Annotated in this window: 11 protein-coding genes, 1 tRNA gene, 1 pseudogene and 1 riboswitch; of the genes and pseudogenes, 1 reads left to right on the plus strand and 12 read right to left on the minus strand. The window is 37.1% G+C overall.

All coding sequences use genetic code 11. The features are described 5' to 3' along the window. The first annotated feature begins 20 nt into the window (after positions 1–20). Positions 21–1,211 (plus strand): S1C family serine protease, encoded by a 1,191-nt coding sequence (locus tag D7D81_RS00070; protein ID WP_286169989.1) that lies wholly within the window; start codon positions 21–23, stop codon positions 1,209–1,211. An 84-nt stretch (positions 1,212–1,295) separates the two neighbouring features. Here the strand turns inward: D7D81_RS00070 and D7D81_RS00075 are convergent, their stop codons facing one another. The 12 genes and pseudogenes from D7D81_RS00075 to D7D81_RS00130 all read right to left on the minus strand — a co-directional run bounded on the left by D7D81_RS00075 (position 1,296) and on the right by D7D81_RS00130 (position 16,419). Continuing rightward, the gene (locus tag D7D81_RS00075; RefSeq protein ID WP_125986148.1) at positions 1,296–1,829 is read right to left on the minus strand and encodes a folate family ECF transporter S component; all 534 of its coding nucleotides are present in this window, start codon (positions 1,827–1,829) and stop codon (positions 1,296–1,298) included. Positions 1,830–1,895: 66 nt separating this feature from the next. Further along, positions 1,896–1,994, minus strand: a riboswitch (THF riboswitch). A 61-nt stretch (positions 1,995–2,055) separates the two neighbouring features. Next, on the minus strand, positions 2,056–3,726 hold the full coding sequence (locus tag D7D81_RS00080; protein WP_125986150.1) for a formate--tetrahydrofolate ligase: 1,671 nt from the start codon (positions 3,724–3,726) through the stop codon (positions 2,056–2,058). Positions 3,727–4,057: 331 nt separating this feature from the next. Continuing rightward, positions 4,058–5,125 (minus strand): type I phosphomannose isomerase catalytic subunit, encoded by a 1,068-nt coding sequence (locus D7D81_RS00085; RefSeq protein WP_125986152.1) that lies wholly within the window; start codon positions 5,123–5,125, stop codon positions 4,058–4,060. A gap of 80 nt (positions 5,126–5,205) precedes the next feature. Further along, positions 5,206–7,119 carry an ATP-dependent zinc metalloprotease FtsH gene (ftsH, locus tag D7D81_RS00090; RefSeq protein ID WP_125986154.1) on the minus strand — a complete coding sequence of 638 codons (1,914 nt, stop codon included), beginning with the start codon at positions 7,117–7,119 and terminating at the stop codon, positions 5,206–5,208. 85 nt (positions 7,120–7,204) lie between these two features. After that, positions 7,205–7,765: a hypoxanthine phosphoribosyltransferase gene (gene hpt, locus D7D81_RS00095; protein ID WP_125986156.1), complete on the minus strand. Its 561-nt coding sequence runs from the start codon at positions 7,763–7,765 to the stop codon at positions 7,205–7,207. 1 nt (position 7,766) lies between these two features. Continuing rightward, positions 7,767–9,209, minus strand: coding sequence for a tRNA lysidine(34) synthetase TilS (gene tilS / locus D7D81_RS00100; protein ID WP_125986158.1), 1,443 nt, complete (start codon positions 9,207–9,209; stop codon positions 7,767–7,769). Then, complete coding sequence (locus D7D81_RS00105) at positions 9,210–11,591, minus strand: SpoIIE family protein phosphatase (RefSeq protein ID WP_125986160.1); 2,382 nt, start codon at positions 11,589–11,591, stop codon at positions 9,210–9,212. Between the two features lie 195 nt (positions 11,592–11,786). After that, positions 11,787–11,875, minus strand: a tRNA-Leu gene (locus D7D81_RS00110). Between the two features lie 72 nt (positions 11,876–11,947). Then, positions 11,948–12,862: a Ppx/GppA phosphatase family protein gene (locus D7D81_RS00115; RefSeq protein WP_125986162.1), complete on the minus strand. Its 915-nt coding sequence runs from the start codon at positions 12,860–12,862 to the stop codon at positions 11,948–11,950. Position 12,863: 1 nt separating this feature from the next. Continuing rightward, positions 12,864–13,391, minus strand: a complete 528-nt coding sequence (locus tag D7D81_RS00120) for a DUF501 domain-containing protein (protein ID WP_164522052.1) — start codon at positions 13,389–13,391, stop codon at positions 12,864–12,866. Positions 13,392–13,807: 416 nt separating this feature from the next. Beyond that, positions 13,808–14,172 (minus strand): annotated as a pseudogene (locus D7D81_RS00125) (S1 RNA-binding domain-containing protein). Positions 14,173–14,250: 78 nt separating this feature from the next. Continuing rightward, on the minus strand, positions 14,251–16,419 hold the full coding sequence (locus D7D81_RS00130; RefSeq protein ID WP_164522053.1) for a Tex family protein: 2,169 nt from the start codon (positions 16,417–16,419) through the stop codon (positions 14,251–14,253). Positions 16,420–16,429 lie beyond the last annotated feature (10 nt).

The following is a 16,429-nucleotide window of genomic DNA, read 5'->3' on the forward strand; positions in this document are numbered from 1 at the left end:
AAAGAAAGGTGTGATATAATATGAAATTTTTTAAGAAAACTAGATTAATGCCTTATGTATTAATAGCTTTACTGGCTCTAATGATCGGGGTTGTAGCGGGTTCCACTGATAAAGTAACCCCTTTTTCTAAAGCAAATGAAGCAAGCCCTGGGGATGCTGATAATGCAGAAAAAATTGTGATAACTGAAAGCAATGTCTTTGCTGATATTGCTGAACAAATAGACCCGGGTGTAGTATTAATCACTTCTGAGGTTGAAGTTCAGGGTAGTCAGGAAAATCCATTTTTTAATGACCCCTTCTTTAAATACTTTTTTGGAAATCAATTTGACATTCCTGAAAGTCAACCGAGGACACAGGAAGGGTTTGGTTCTGGTTTTATAGTTTCTCAAGATGGTTATATAGTAACAAATGAGCATGTTATCCATAATGCTAATAGTATTGAAGTAACAATTAAGGGTTTTGAAGAACCTGTTCCAGCAGAGGTAGTCTGGTCAGAAGTTAATACAGATCTAGCTGTTCTTAAGGTTGATGTAAAAGAAGATTTACACGCCGTTAAATTAGGTGATTCTGATAAAATTCGACCTGGTGATTGGGCCATAGCCATAGGAAATCCTTTTGGTTTTGAACATACTGTTACCACAGGTGTTGTAAGTGCCCTGGGAAGACCAATTACAATCCCTTCCTCAGATGGTGAACAGAGGAGTTATCCTAACCTCATCCAAACGGATGCAGCTATTAACCCCGGCAACAGTGGTGGACCTCTTTTAGACCTTAATGGAAAAGTTATTGGTATTAATACTGCTGTTAGTACCCAGGGACAAGGTATTGGTTTTGCAATTCCCATTAATGAAGTTAAGGGAATAGTAAATGACCTCAAAGAAAAGGGCGAGATCATACAACCCTGGTTAGGTATTTACTATAGCCAATTGGATTCTAAATTTAAAGAACAATACAAGAAATATTATAATATTAAGGAACTTAACGGTGTTATCATCGCTAAAGTATATGATGACAGTCCAGCCGATGAGGCCGGTCTCCTAGCAAATGATATCATTACCAGAATAGATGAAACAGAGATTAAAGAATTAACTGATGTGAAAAAGATCATAGAAAAGAAGAATATTGGAGACAGCATCAGAATAGATATTATTAGAAATGGCAATTCCAAGATTTTATTTGCCAGGATAGCTAAAAGGCCAGGCAAACTATAAAAAATTACTCCACCCCAGACTCTAAGGGGTGGAGTTAATATAGATTACTTAAGATACCCCCCGATTCTAATCGGGGGGTGTTTTTTAACCAGTCTCCAGACTAATATTAAAAGCAACATTTTTTAGTAATACTCTAATCAAATAGACATAAACTGGCACGTGAAAAAGCTGACCTTTAATTTTACCGATAAGCAATGGAAGAAAAGGAATACCAAATAAATGGTTTAAGAATAATGGTACCAGTATAACTGATGATATTAACTGCCCTACTGCTATAGCAACCATCAAAGACAAATAACTTGTTTCTCCTTTGAAAAAATAGAAAACTACTGCACCAGGGAGAAAACCTGTCAGAAATGATGTCAATGTAAAATGAGGCATATAAGGCCCCATTGGGGATAAGAAAAACCCTAATATATCAGCAACTGCACCAACAATTCCCCCTGCTAAGGGACCAAATAAAACACCAGTAAAGATAATAGGCAATCCACCAAAACCAATTCTAATACCTTCTACTCCTCCAATCGGTATATGGAGGCTTAATATACGTGTCAAAACAATACTAAGTGCTATCAGAAAAGCCATATAAACAATCCTGCGGTTAGAAATATTTTCCATCTCTAGCCACCTCCCTCCCCTTTGGACCATGGCAGAAACCTGCACCAAAGAGAAGAGCTCTCTGGTGACAGCGGACGCGATGACCATACCGCAGCCTCTACAGGCATTTCGTCTTAAGGCAACGTCCCATCCTTAAGCACTCTAACGCATGACATCTACTCTGCCACTTTTCATTTATATAATTGTAACATAGTAATAAAATTGATACAAGTTAAAATTCAATAATTTAGAACAGACCTGTTATTTTTCCTGCTGCGTCAATATCTATCAATTCTGCTGAAGGTTGGGCAGGAAGACCAGGCATAGTCAGGACAGGGCCAGTCAGGGGTACAAGAAAGCCAGCACCTGCAGAAAGGTTAATCTCCCTCACACTAACCCTGAAACCCCTAGGTCTACCCTTTAAAACCGGATTATCTGAGATAGAACTCTGTGTCTTGGCCATACAAACAGGTAGCTTATCAAAACCGCTTTTAGTATATTTATCAATTTGCTGACAGGCTTTTTTAGAGAAATCAACTCCATCAGCCCCATATATTTCCTGAGCTATCAGCTTTATTTTTTCTTTAATAGAGAAAGCAGTATCATATAGATATCTGAAATTACTTTCATTTTTATTGAGAATATCTATTAATTTTTGAGCTAAAGCAATTCCACCCTTACCACCTCTAGCCCATACATCTGATAGCTCAACCGCAACCCCGATAGACTGGCACCTCTCTTTTATAAAGGCAAGCTCTTCATTACTATCATCCGGGAATTTATTGATAGCAACTACCAGGGGCAAACCAAAACTTGCTATATTTTCAATATGTTTTGCCAGATTATCCATACCCTTTTTCAGGGCAGTTAAATTTTCTTCCCGGAGATTATCAAGACTTACACCACCATGCAACTTCAGGGCCCTGACAGTAGCAACCAGTACTACAGCATCTGGATGCAAATCGGCATAACGACATTTAATATTGAAAAACTTTTCGGCTCCTAAATCAGCCCCAAAACCTGCTTCAGTAACAGCTATCTCTCCTGATTTCAAGGCTAGTTTTGTAGCTATTATACTATTACAACCATGTGCTATATTAGCAAATGGTCCCCCATGGATAAAAGCTGGAGTGTTTTCCAGTGTCTGAACCAAATTCGGCTTAATAGCCTCTCTCAAAAGGGCAGTCATCGCCCCGGCAACCTTTAAATCATTACAGGTAACAGCCTTACCATCATAGTTATATCCCACCACAATCTTTCCTATTTTTTCCTTTAATTCCTTTAGGTTATTGGCCAGACAGAGTATAGCCATTATTTCTGAAGCAACAGTAATCATAAAGTGATCTTCTCTGGGAATACCATGGGCCTTTCCCCCAAGACCAACAACAATATTACGAAGTGCTCTATCATTCATATCAACTACCCTTGTCCAGCTGATATTCGTGGGGTCTATCCCGAGTTTGTTACCCTGTTTGATATGATTATCAAGAACTGCCGACAAAAGATTATGAGCCATACCAATTGCATGAATATCACCTGTAAAATGAAGATTAATGTCCTCCATAGGTAGAACCTGGGAATATCCACCACCGGCAGCCCCACCTTTTATACCCATAGTAGGCCCTAGAGAGGGCTCCCGCAGGGCAATAACGGCCTTTTTACCAAGCCTATTAAGGGCCTGACCGAGGCCAACTGTCGTGGTTGTCTTGCCTTCGCCGGCTGGTGTTGGTGTAATCGCAGTTACCAGAACTAATTTTCCATCATTTCTTTTTAAAAACCTATCATATGTTGTTAGCTTTACTTTGGCCTTATATCTGCCATATTGTTCAATATCATCCCTATCAAAACCGAGGTCAGCAGCAATATCTGTGATCTCCTTCATTTCTGCTGACTGTGCAATCTCAATATCACTCTTCAACTCTAACACTTCCCTTAGCAAATAATATTATCTTTCTTGCATAATTTTTAATCTATATAAGTTTCATTTAATTTATTCACACTAATGCTTTGTGTAAGCCAATTATATTAATGGAGCGACTAGTCTAAGCTTTCTTAACTTACGCAATGTTAGCTTAGACACTAGCTCATCGAGAGCGTCGTATATTTTTCACGTAGGCAGGACGCCGTAACGCAACCTTAATGTTCTTGTACGGTTTGTTCAGATACGGAGTGCCCGTGGTGAATGACAAGCAGAATTAATATAATTGGCTGGAACGGAAAAGTACAATATTTAAGTGCTACTTATATATCTACCATTGATAATTAAAACCAGCCAATCTTGCTATCTCTTCTCTTGAAAACCCTTCTTGCAAAAGAGCTGTAATAATATCTTCTTTACTGGGAGGAATATAACAAACAATAGCCTCTAATTGTCCGCTTATAGTTAAATTCTTAAGTGAGGCTGGAATAAAATATGTCATCCCTCTGTCAAACTCAAAAGTCTTGTTATCATACCCAATCTCACCTTTACCAGTAATATTCATTAAGATGTAAAAACTCTTCCCGGCGGGATTCAATGTAAATTTTTTGCAAACATCATATTTTTCTACTGCAAAATATGGACAAATTGATAGATATTGCTTGCTATAATTTTGATTTTCCACAAGCAGTGATTTTGTAGTATTGCTGAAAGGATTTACTGCAAAATCTATTACATCAAGAGCCTTTTTTATATGTAAATCACGTGGTTTTCCATCCTGTCCCTTTCTATTCCAATCATAAACACGATAAGTAGTATCTGAATTCTGCTGAATCTCTGCCAGTAAGATCCCCTCTTCTATAGCATGTAATGTACCTGAAGGTATGAAAAAGAAGTCTCCCGTTTTTACTTCTATTTCACAAAGATATTTCTCCAGGGTCCCTTTTTCAATAGCCTGGCTAAAGCCCTCTCTACTTATTCCTGGCTTAACCCCATAGATTAATTTGGCAGCAGGTTCAGCATCTATAATATACCACATCTCTGTTTTACCCTGTTCAGCTTCATTTTCTCTGGCATAATTGTCATCAGGGTGCACCTGGACAGATAGTTTATCATTGGCATCCAGCAGCTTGACCAGCAGTGGAAAACTATCCCCTTCTTGATATGAAACCCTTTTACCTAAAAGCTGAACTGGATATTTATTTAATAATTCCTGGAAAGATTCCCCAGCAAACTCACCATTAGCAATGATGCTCATTCCCTTCTTATGGGCTGCTATTTCCCAGCTCTCGCCTATCTTATCACCTGTAATATCCCTGTCGAAAAGATCTCGAATCTTATTTCCACCCCAAATCTTCTCTTTATATACTGGATTAAACAAAAGTGGATATAAACACATCTTTGGTCAACTCCTTACAATAAAAAGACCATTACCCTGTGATGGATAATGGCCTTATTGTTTGTTTTAAAATTATAATTTTATTCACCCTGATCTATGTCATCATCACTTTTTATTCCATTATGAGTATTATCATTTTTCTTATCCTGTTCATTGGTTTCAGCTGTTTCAGCACTTTCTTCTTCTAGTTCCTTCAAGGGTTCTCCATCCATTAATTTCTGCAATTGTTCAGAATCAAGGGTCTCCCTTTCTTTAAGTGCCCTGACAACCCTTTCAACTTTAGCTGTATTTTCTTTAAGCAGCTTTTCAGCCCTTTCATAACAATCTCCGATAAGTGAACTAATCTCCCTATCAATTTCAGCAGCGATCTCTTCACTATAATTGCGCTGCCTGGATATATCACGGCCGAGGAATATCTGTTCATTATGCTTTTGACCTAATGTTAAAGGACCCAGTTTTTCACTCATACCATATTCAGTAACCATAGCCCGCACAATTTTACTTGCCCGTTCCAGGTCATTCTGAGCACCAGTACTAATATCATCAAGGAAAATAGCTTCTGCAGCACGTCCTCCTAAAAGTACTACTATCTCATCAAGAAGTTCTTTTTTTCCCATAAAATTCTTGTCATCATCAGGTAGTGTCCAGGTCATTCCCCCAGCCCTACCACGAGGGACAATAGAAACCTTGTGCGTCTTATCAGCAAATTCCAGGAGATTAGCTGTTAACGCATGCCCTGTCTCATGATAAGCCACCAGATTCTTTTCTTTTTCAGACATCACGCTGCTTTTTTTAGCAGGACCAGCAATTACCCGGTCAATAGCATCATCAAACTCATCCATTTGAATATTATTCTTCTTCCGCCTGACCGCAAGAATAGCAGCTTCATTAGCAAGGTTTTCCATATCAGCCCCGGTAAAACCAGGTGTCCTTTTAGCAAGCACCTTTGTATCTACATCATCAGCAATAGGTTTATCACGTAAATGTATTTTTAAGATACCCTCTCTCCCACGGACATCTGGCTTATCAACTATAACCTGACGGTCAAAACGTCCAGGTCTTAGTAAGGCAGGGTCTAATACATCCGGCCTATTTGTAGCGGCCATTAAAATAATACCTTCATTTGTTTCAAAACCATCCATTTCAACAAGAAGCTGGTTTAGGGTTTGTTCCCTTTCATCATGTCCTCCACCAAGGCCAGCTCCCCTCTGTCTACCAACAGCATCCAGCTCATCAACAAATATAATACAGGGAGAATTCTTTTTACCCTGTTCAAAGAGGTCTCTTACCCTGGATGCACCAACACCAACAAACATTTCGACAAAGTCAGAACCACTTATAAAAAAGAAAGGCACTCCGGCTTCGCCTGCTACAGCCCTGGCCAGTAAGGTTTTACCAGTACCAGGAGGGCCAACCAATAAAACCCCCTTAGGAATCTTAGCCCCCATCTTGGTAAATTTACGGGGATTTTTAAGGAATTCTACTACTTCCTGGAGCTCTTCTTTTACTTCTTCATAATTAGCAACATCATCAAAAGTAACCTGTTTGCTATTCTCATTTAGACGGGCTTTACTCTTGCCAAATGACATCATCTGACTGCCGCCGCCCTGCATCCGCTGCATAATAAAAAACCAGGCACCTATTAATATTATTATCGGTAAAACATATCCTAAAAGACTCATCCACCATGGTGCAGTTGGCTGAGGTTTTGTGCTAATTTCAACATTATTTTCTCCCAGAACCCTCATTAATTCAGGAACGGCCTCCGGGGGAATTGGAACATTAAATCTCTTGTTGTTATAACTCCCCTGTACTTCCTCATTACCAATAATAGTTACTTGATTAATTTTCCCTTTTTCAACCTGAGTAATAAGATCTGTATAACTGAAGTCTTTAATAACATCAGGGGTTTGCTGCATAAAAAATTGCGCTACTAAAATCGATATTACAATCAATACTAAATAAAAACCTAAATTCTTAACAAAACCATTCAATAAACTTAACCTCCCCTCAGGTTAACAATAACCATATACAATGTAATATTATATCATAATAATATCTATTTGACAATTAGTTTTATCATGAATAAAGTTCTTTTTTAAGGACACCAATAAAAGGCAGGTTGCGGTACCTTTCTGCAAAGTCAAGTCCATAACCAACCACAAATTCGTCTGGTATCTCAAAACCATTAAAATCTGCATTTATCTGTTTAACAACCCTTCTTTCAGGTTTATCCAGAAGAGTGGCTATCTTTATACTGGCTGGGTTTCTGGTCTGAAGCATATCTACTACATATTTTAAAGTCTTTCCAGTATCCATGATATCTTCTACAATCAGGACGTGTCTATTTTCTATATTCTCTTCCAGATCCTTTATTATTCTGACTACACCAGATGATTCAGTAGCAACCCCATAACTCGACACATCCATAAAATCAAAAATAACAGGCAAATTTATCTGCTGAGACAAGTCAGCCATAAACATTACAGCCCCACGTAAGATACAGACCATAACAACCTCTCCACCATGTTGATAACTTGACGTTATCTCACCACCTAACTCCTCTATTCTATTCTGTAAGACCCTTTCTGGTATGATTATCTTTGCTATATCATCTTTAAAAATACTATCACTTCTCATTTTAATCCCCTCCTGGATATTTTATACCTATTTTTAAAATATTTGCTGTATCAGGGCTAACCTTAAACCTATCATCCATCCTCATTCCCACAATCCATAATACTCTGTCTTTATTATCAACAATAATAGGTGTTTTATCTCGCTTATTTAAGGGGACCTTTTCATCAATATAAAAATCCTTTATCTTTTTTTCTCCCTTCATACCAAGTGGTTTAAATCGATCACCATTCCTTCGATTTCTAACAAAAAGAGGCAAGTTTATCTTGTTATAATCACAAAAACAGATATCCTGACTAAAGGCATCTTGCTGCCAGTCGTTATAAAAAGGAATAATCCAGGTTTTTATAACTACTTTATTAGATAACAGGGTCTCACCAGGCACTGTCAATCTCTTATTATAGGAACTTACTTTTTTTCCCCTATTTTTTATCTCAAAAATGAGTTTATCATAAGAAATCCGAATCTGCAATTCTTCTTTAATAGGTATTTTCTTTCCAGTTTCACCAGCACAGATCAATTTATCAATAGCTTTATAATGTACTGTATAGAGATCAATAACATCACCACGCAGGAGTCCAATCACCCCTTTTACCAGTCTCCTTCTGATAAGCTGTTCTTCTTTTTGTATAGCTGATAGTGATAATACTATCCTATGCTTATTATTCTCAAGTAAAATCTCAGCCAACTTTTCCTGGGTAATCCTGGAAAGAAAATTCTCTACACTACGAAGATGTGCGGCCATCCTGCTTACCGCCCCCTTAAGACGGGGATTAATCTCCTTTTCAAGATATGGTATGACTTTATGTCTTAATTTATTCCTCGTATAGATGACTTCATTATTTGTCTGGTCATAGACCGGCTTTAAATTATTTTCCTGACAATAATTTTCTATCTCTTCTCTATATATGTCAAGAAGTGGGTGGATAAAATTAATCCCATCAATTTCTGTAAGAGGGTTAATACCAGTTAACCCCTGCAGACCTGACCCCCGCATTATATTTAGAAACACTGTCTCTACCAAGTCATCTTTATTATGTGCCAAAGCCACCTTTTTAATATCTAATTTTCCTGCCCATTTTTTAAGTAAATTAAACCTTACCTTTCTGGCTGCCTCTTCTGGTGAAAGCCCCTCCTTCTGAATATAGGCCGGGACATCATATTCCTCAATAATAGCTTTGATTTCATATCTCTTAGCAATCCCTCTAACATATTCCGCTTCGGCAGATGCCTCCTTACGAAACATATGATTAAGATGAAAAACTACTAAATAGAGATTGTATTCCTTTTTAAGACTATTCAGGAGATGAAATAAAGTTAGCGAATCAGGCCCCCCTGAGACACCAATAATTAATGAATCACCATTTTTAAGTAGGTCATATTCTTTTATGTACTCTTTAAATCTTGCTATTAATTTCAAACCCAGACCACCTTTTACCCTAATCACCTATTTTATTCTAGAGAAGGCCCTAAATTTCCTGCTTTTTTTTGTAACTTCTTCTATTTTATAAACAACAATAGTCATATCGTCATTAACCCCGTTTTTATTTAATACTACCTCCATTATATAATCCACCATATCACCTGGGTCATCAAAAGATGAATTCTGCAATAGTTGCCTCAACCATTCATCTTTATTTTCTATATCTGAACACGCATCTATGATACCATCTGTTAACATAATAACAAAGTCGCCCTGTTTTAATTGATAGTCCTGGGAAGTAAGTTCTATTTTATCAAGAATACCTGCCGGCAAACAGGCTGAATCAACTTTAATTAAATCCCAGCCCCTTTTTATATAGCTTGCTATTGCACCTATCTTACTAAAGGTAATCTCAGCAGTAAATGTATCAAATATAGCAATATCAAGGGTGGTAAAACTTTCATCTTGATTCCTGAGATATAAAGCTGAATTAATTGTCTTTACAGCCAGTTCCTGTTCAAAACCTGCCTCAATTATACTTTCCAAAAGGTTAATTGCTGCTTCACTCTCCACGGCAGCCTTTTTACCAATACCCATACCATCTGATATAACTATAAGATCCTTGCCATCCCTCAAAGGTTTATACATAAAACTATCCCCGGAAACATCCCCTGTTGAAGCCTGCTGCATATGTGACAAATTCAAACGATAATTACCACTTGGACCATATTTTACCCTACATCTCTTATCTTTTAGTTTATTACCACATACACTAGTTAATTTTCTAAAAGAATAATCATACTCACCATTAACGAGGTCTAATACCTGCTCTTCACATGGACAATTACCAGCACATGGTTCCATCTCTACCAGAAAATTTATTCTTTCAGATTTAAGATTAGAAACAAATTCAATATTAGATATTTCAATATTACTTTCCAGGGCTTTTTTCTTAATATGTTCTAATTTTGACGGCACTTTCACAGTAATATTGGGCTCACTGGCAAATTCCTTAATTATTTCACTTATACCAGCCAATTGTTCAGATACAATCTCCTGCTTATCATTAAGCCTCTCCCTCCAGAAATCATTTACCTGGTATATTTCATAACTTGCTTTAGCACTCCCTAATATCTTATCACTATAAGTACACCTATTTCCTAAATGCCTTGTTATAATCACCCGATTTAACCCCCCATTTCTGACACAATCCCTGAGCATTAAAGCAAGTTTTTTTATTGTATCCCCTTTTTCTTCTTCCCAACAATACCTTCTACGCTGACAACTACCACAAACCTTATTCCTGAATATATAAATGAAGTCATCTACTTTTTTATCTCTCTCAGCAGGCAGCACCTCTTTAAATGTTACACTTAATTCTTGAAAAAGACCGGCTAATTCCTCAAGATGATGTTTGAAATTATTAGCCTCTTCAAAATCAAAGCTTATATTTTCTACCTGAAAACCCTTAGTAATAAAAGGGGAAAAAATGTTCCTCCATAAATTTAAGGGTAATATTAAAAAAATCAAATAAGCTACAGATAGCTCCAACACAGCTTGCTTAAGATTATATGTAGTTGGAGAAAAACCCGAATACAAGAAAAAAGCCATAGCAGACCCAAATAACATCCACCTCTTCTTTTTTTTGTAAAACAGGCTGGAAATAAAAGCGGTAACTATATACCTGACCATGGTCAGGATAGGTACAACCCCAACACCGGTCATAAACAACCCAATTAACACACTTGCTGTAATACTCATATTTAATCCTAAGGTACTTGCCATAGCAATCAAAAATGTAATTATTACTATATTTACTGCTATTACTGGTACTAACTGGAGGTTAGCCAGACCAATTAAAATCCCACAGGATGTAATAAAAACTGTAATTAAGCCTGGGCGAGTTAGTTTTCCGTTTTTGCATAATTTCTCTTTTCCCTGGAGAACTATAGAAGAAAGTATATAAATAAAAACTGATTCCCCTACTAATATAAAATACTGGTAGTATAAGACCCTGGTAAAATAATAAATAGGTAACGAGATTAGTAAATAACTCAATGTAACACATAAAGGTAAATCAAATAACTTTATTTTTTTGTTAATAAACTTATACAACAACAGAGCCATGAAAGCAGCTGCTAAATAAGAAAAATTATAATAATCCCCACTGAGATACAGGCCTGTCCCAATAGATAGAGTAGTAAAAAACGAAAGATATCTATTTAGCCCGATTACCGCTACCCAATATATCAAAGCCAGAGTATATAAACCCGTTAATAATTCTGCCTTGGCTAATAAAAACCCCATTAAACACAAAAGAAAATAATCATATCTTAATCTAAAATCCTTTTTATCCCTATCAACAGTATCCTGTTGATTAATAGCAAAATATGTACCCTGAGACATATCCCTCTCCCCCTAGTTTTAACAATATGTAATCATATTATAACTTATCATCATAAATATGTCTGTCGATATAAAGGGAGGAGACTTCCAAATTTTCTGCTAAAAGAATGCATAAATCTGGAAAATAATCTGTATTCTATAAATAATTATTATTTTTTCTTGGCTTGATAAAAAAAAATCCCCTTCGGGATCTTTTGGTGCCGGGGGTCGGGCTCGAACCGACACGGGTAAAAATACCCACCGGATTTTAAGTCCGATGCGTCTGCCAATTCCGCCACCCCGGCAAAAATATTTAAATAATATTTGTTGATGACAGAAGTTATTATAATATATAATAGATAAAGAGTCAAGTAAAATCAATCAACTGCTTTTACTATTTCTTTTGCTAGACCATATAATATATCATGTTCACTAACAATCACCTCATCTAGACTTAATTCTTTCATGATCACCTGCAAAATTACCGTTCCTGCTATAATCACATCAGCCCTACCAGGCTGTAGTCCAGGTACTAACTTTCTCTGCTGAAGAGTTTTATCGGCTAATTCCTGTTTAATATCACTGATTTCCCCATAAGTCAGTCTATAATTATGAATTTTATCTGGATCATAGTCAAGTAATTTTTGATTTACAGCAGCAAGGGTAGTAATTGTGCCACCAAGACCAACTGCCTGCAGGCTATTTTCTTTTATATTCAGCTTTTCTATTATAGTTTTCGAAACATCCTGCTCAATAGCCAGCAACTCATTATCAGAAATAGGCCGGCTGGTATCTTTAAGATGTCTTTCTGTCATCCGAACAGACCCTATATTAAGACTTTTATAGATAATACTATCACTATCCTGCCAGATAAATTCTGTACTACCTCCACCAATATCAATTAAAATAAAATTATCATCTACCAGGTCAAGCATAGCCCCCTGCAAATTATAAACAGCCTCTTCTTCCCCACTAATTATTTCAATTCTTAGTCCTGTTTTTCTATAAACCCCATCAAGTAAAATACTGGCATTGCTTACATCTCTTAAAGCACTGGTCCCAACAATCTTTGTCTTTTTTACACCATAGTTCTCAAGCTCTACTGCATAGTTTTCTAAAGCCTTTTCTACCCTATTCATCGCCGTTTCTTTTAATCTACCGGTACTATCAACACCCTCACCCAGTCTGGTTATTATTAAACCTTGTTTTAAAACCTTGAATTTACTATTATTACAATCCAGTATTAACAGGCGGCAGGAATTAGTACCAATATCAATTACCCCTATCCTCATCTTAATCACTCCCAGTCATACAAATACTACACTCTGACGGCCAAGCAGTTTTCTGCCAGACTAGACTTCCAATCGGATTTTGTTTATTTACCAGATAATCAGCCAGGTGCGTATGTAAACATTTAATACCCTGTTTATCCATTATACCCCCTACACCAGCCTCACGCAAGACCCTTAATATAGCAGGTGATTTATCTGATAACAACTCCTTTTCTGACTCATCAAGATAGGAAAAACGAAGCAAAGCATATTTCTGGTGTGCCTTCATTAATTCCTTTTGTAAATTAGTATCTCTTTTTAGCAGTTCAGTCAATTCCCTGATCAATCCCTCATCTTCCAGTCTAGCAACACTTTTAACAAGATAAGGACAGCTTAACCAGTAGAGTGTGGGAAAAACCCCATTTTCTTTACTATAGGGTGCTGTTAAGACTACAGCCGGATAATCAAAGGGACAATAGGCTCTAACACCTGCAAAGTTTTCCGGCTCCCTTCCAAGCTGTTTTGTTATAACTGCTAGCTCATCTTTCATGTACATACACCTCATTAAGTATTAATTACTCAAACTTCGCAGATGAATTTATCGCATAAAGTCTGGTTAGCCATAACTTCATACACGGAAAAAAGCTAATTACACCAGAGGTGCTCCCTATTTGAAAAGAGCATACGAGAACAGTTTAAGGTTGCCAGCTCCTCTTCCAGGCTATGAATAACAAAATAAACTCACTTCGCTACGCTACGTTCAAACAGGATTCATAGCCTTCCATGCGCGGGGCTGGAGCTTTTTTAACGTTTATTCAGCAAATGGCTAACCAGAAAATTTTAATATAATTGTAGTAACTGCGAAGTTTGAGTTAATTATTATAACAATTATAATATATCATTATACAAGCAAAAAAACACCCCCTATTAAGAGGATGTTAATATACAAAATTAGTCTATGCTAATTTATCTGCTATTACCACCGCGCTTTACTTCCCGGTTCCTGATATCCTGAAGGCGTTCACTACTCTCTTTCATAAACTTAGACATTTTATCCTCAAAAGACATCTGTGGGGCATGGTCTTTGCGTGCGGAAGGGTCTTTTAGCTGTTTAATGGAAAGCCCAATTTTCCCATCATTACCTATTTTAATAACCTTCACCTTAACCTTTTCATCTTCCTTAAGAAAGTTATTAATATCTTTCACATAGGTATTGGCCACCTCTGAAATATGGATTAAACCAGTATCCCCCCCGGCAACTCAACAAACGCTCCAAATTTAGTAATACCTGTTACTTTACCTTCAACAGTACTGCCTACCTCAATGGACATGCTTAAAAAATTCCTCCTCAAATTATTAATATTATATATATTATATCTTACCCATATGTATATTGTCAAATAGGATACTTATATTTTCATAGTAAGAGAAATCCTTTTTCTCTTTTCATCAACAGCCAATATCTTAACAGTAACTATATCACCAACATTTACAATATTAAGAGGGTCTGTTACATAGTCTGAACTCATCTCAGATATATGAACAAGACCATCTTCTTTAACACCAATATCAACAAAAGCACCAAAATCTACTACATTGCGTACTGTTCCCTGGAGAGTCATCTCTGGTTTTAAATCTGCCAGACTAAGGACATCTGTCCTAAATATAGGTTTAGGCAGTTCCTCTCTAGGATCACGCCCTGGCTGTTTTAAGGCCCTGATAATATCCCTCAGGGTGGGAATACCTATCTCCAGTTCTTTAGCCTTATCAACAATGGATATCCTGGATAATTTTGATCTCAAAAGATTAAGCCTGTCTTTATTCCTGATATCTTCCGGTAAAAACCCTAAGTCCTTTAACAGTTCCCTGGTAGGCTGATATGATTCTGGATGGATAGGGGTTTGGGCCAGAGGATCATCACCATTATCAATTCTTAAAAACCCAGCAGCCTGTGTAAATGTTTTAGCACCAAGACGATATACCTCTTTTAACTGAATCCTGGTCTTAAAAACCCCATTTTCCTCACGATATTTAACAATATTTTTGGCTACACTACTATTAATACCTGCCACATACTGCAGTAATGATTGAGAAGCAGTATTTAAATCAACGCCAACATAATTAACAGCTGATTCAACAACCTTTCCCAGGGATTCTACCAGCTGTTTTTCATTGACATCATGTTGATAAAGCCCTACTCCAATGGAACGGGGTTCAATCTTCACAAGCTCAGCCAGTGGGTCCTGTAATCTCCTGGCAATTGACACTGCTCCTCTCATTGAAACATCAAGTTCAGGGAATTCCTCGCGGGCTATCTTTGATGCTGAATAAACAGAAGCACCTGCTTCATTAACAATTATATACTTTACCTCAATATTTATCTCCCTAATTATTTCCACTATAAATAATTCTGTTTCTCTAGAAGCAGTACCATTACCAATAGCAATCGAATTAACACCATGTTTTTTTAACATAGCAGTTATTTTTTTCCTGGATGATTCCACATCATTTTGTGGGGGATGAGGATAGATAGTTGCCGTGTCAAATAGTTTTCCAGTCGAATCAATAACACAGACCTTTGAACCTGTCCTAAAACCCGGGTCTATCCCCATGACAACATGTCCCTTTAAAGGTGGTTGCAATAATAGTGATCTAAGATTGCGTGCAAAAACACCGATGGCATGTTCATCTGCCTGTTCAGACAACTTACCTCTGAGCTCTCTCTCTATCGATGGGTCTATTAACCTTTTATAACTATCCTCTATAGCCATCTCTAACTGCTGTTTAAATGCACCCTGGTCTGTTATAATAATTTCGTTTTTTATATAATTCAGGATCATTTCATCTGGTGTAAGGACCCTTACCTGTAAAACACCCTCCTTTTCTCCCCTGTTTAAAGCCAGAACCCTGTGTGGGGGGAGTTTTTTTAATGATTCACTATACTCATAGTAAATCTCATATTTACCCTGTTCATCAAGCCCTTTATCAGTACAGCAGCTTTCAATTATTCCCTGCTCAAAGCTATCATGTCTAAGCTTTTTTCTTATTTCTGCATTATCAGAAACCATTTCCGCAATTATATCCCTGGCACCCTGATAAACATCACTTATACTCTCTATTTCTAATTCAGGATTTATATATTCCTGAGCTAGTTCTTCAAGGTTAACTACTGTATCTTCCTGTTTCCAGATTAACTCTGCCAGTGGCTCCAATCCCTTTTGACGAGCCTTACTTGCCCTTGTTTCCCGTTTTTGCCGGTACGGGCGATAAAGGTCTTCAACTTCCTGCAAAACAGTAGCCTTATCTATCTTATCTGCTAATTCCTCTGTTAATTTATCCTGTTCATCTATTAAGCGGATAACCTCTTCCTTGCGTTTTTCCAGATTACGTAAATACTCCAGGCGTTCTTCAATCTCTCTAAGCTGAGTCTCATCAAGTCCACCAGTAACTTCCTTACGGTACCTGGCAATAAAGGGAATAGTATTACCCTCATCAAGCAGAGCTACTGTTCCCTTAACCTGTCTATCCTTAATACCCAGTTCATCAGCAATTATACCAATCAATTCCTTCGCCATCATATCCCAACTT

It is taken from the genome of Halocella sp. SP3-1 (assembly GCF_003953885.1).
GTDB classification, from domain to species: domain Bacteria; phylum Bacillota; class Halanaerobiia; order Halanaerobiales; family DTU029; genus Iocasia; species Iocasia fonsfrigidae.

Coding starts and splice junctions, on each gene's coding strand:
- D7D81_RS00070 (WP_286169989.1), top strand. CDS start 21: ATGAAATTTTTTAAGAAAACTAGATTAATGCCTTATGTATTAATAGCT.
- D7D81_RS00075 (WP_125986148.1), bottom strand. CDS start 1,829: ATGGAAAATATTTCTAACCGCAGGATTGTTTATATGGCTTTTCTGATA.
- D7D81_RS00085 (WP_125986152.1), bottom strand. CDS start 5,125: ATGTGTTTATATCCACTTTTGTTTAATCCAGTATATAAAGAGAAGATT.
- hpt (WP_125986156.1), bottom strand. CDS start 7,765: ATGAGAAGTGATAGTATTTTTAAAGATGATATAGCAAAGATAATCATA.
- D7D81_RS00105 (WP_125986160.1), bottom strand. CDS start 11,591: ATGTCTCAGGGTACATATTTTGCTATTAATCAACAGGATACTGTTGAT.
- D7D81_RS00115 (WP_125986162.1), bottom strand. CDS start 12,862: ATGAGGATAGGGGTAATTGATATTGGTACTAATTCCTGCCGCCTGTTA.
- D7D81_RS00120 (WP_164522052.1), bottom strand. CDS start 13,391: ATGAAAGATGAGCTAGCAGTTATAACAAAACAGCTTGGAAGGGAGCCG.
- D7D81_RS00130 (WP_164522053.1), bottom strand. CDS start 16,419: ATGATGGCGAAGGAATTGATTGGTATAATTGCTGATGAACTGGGTATT.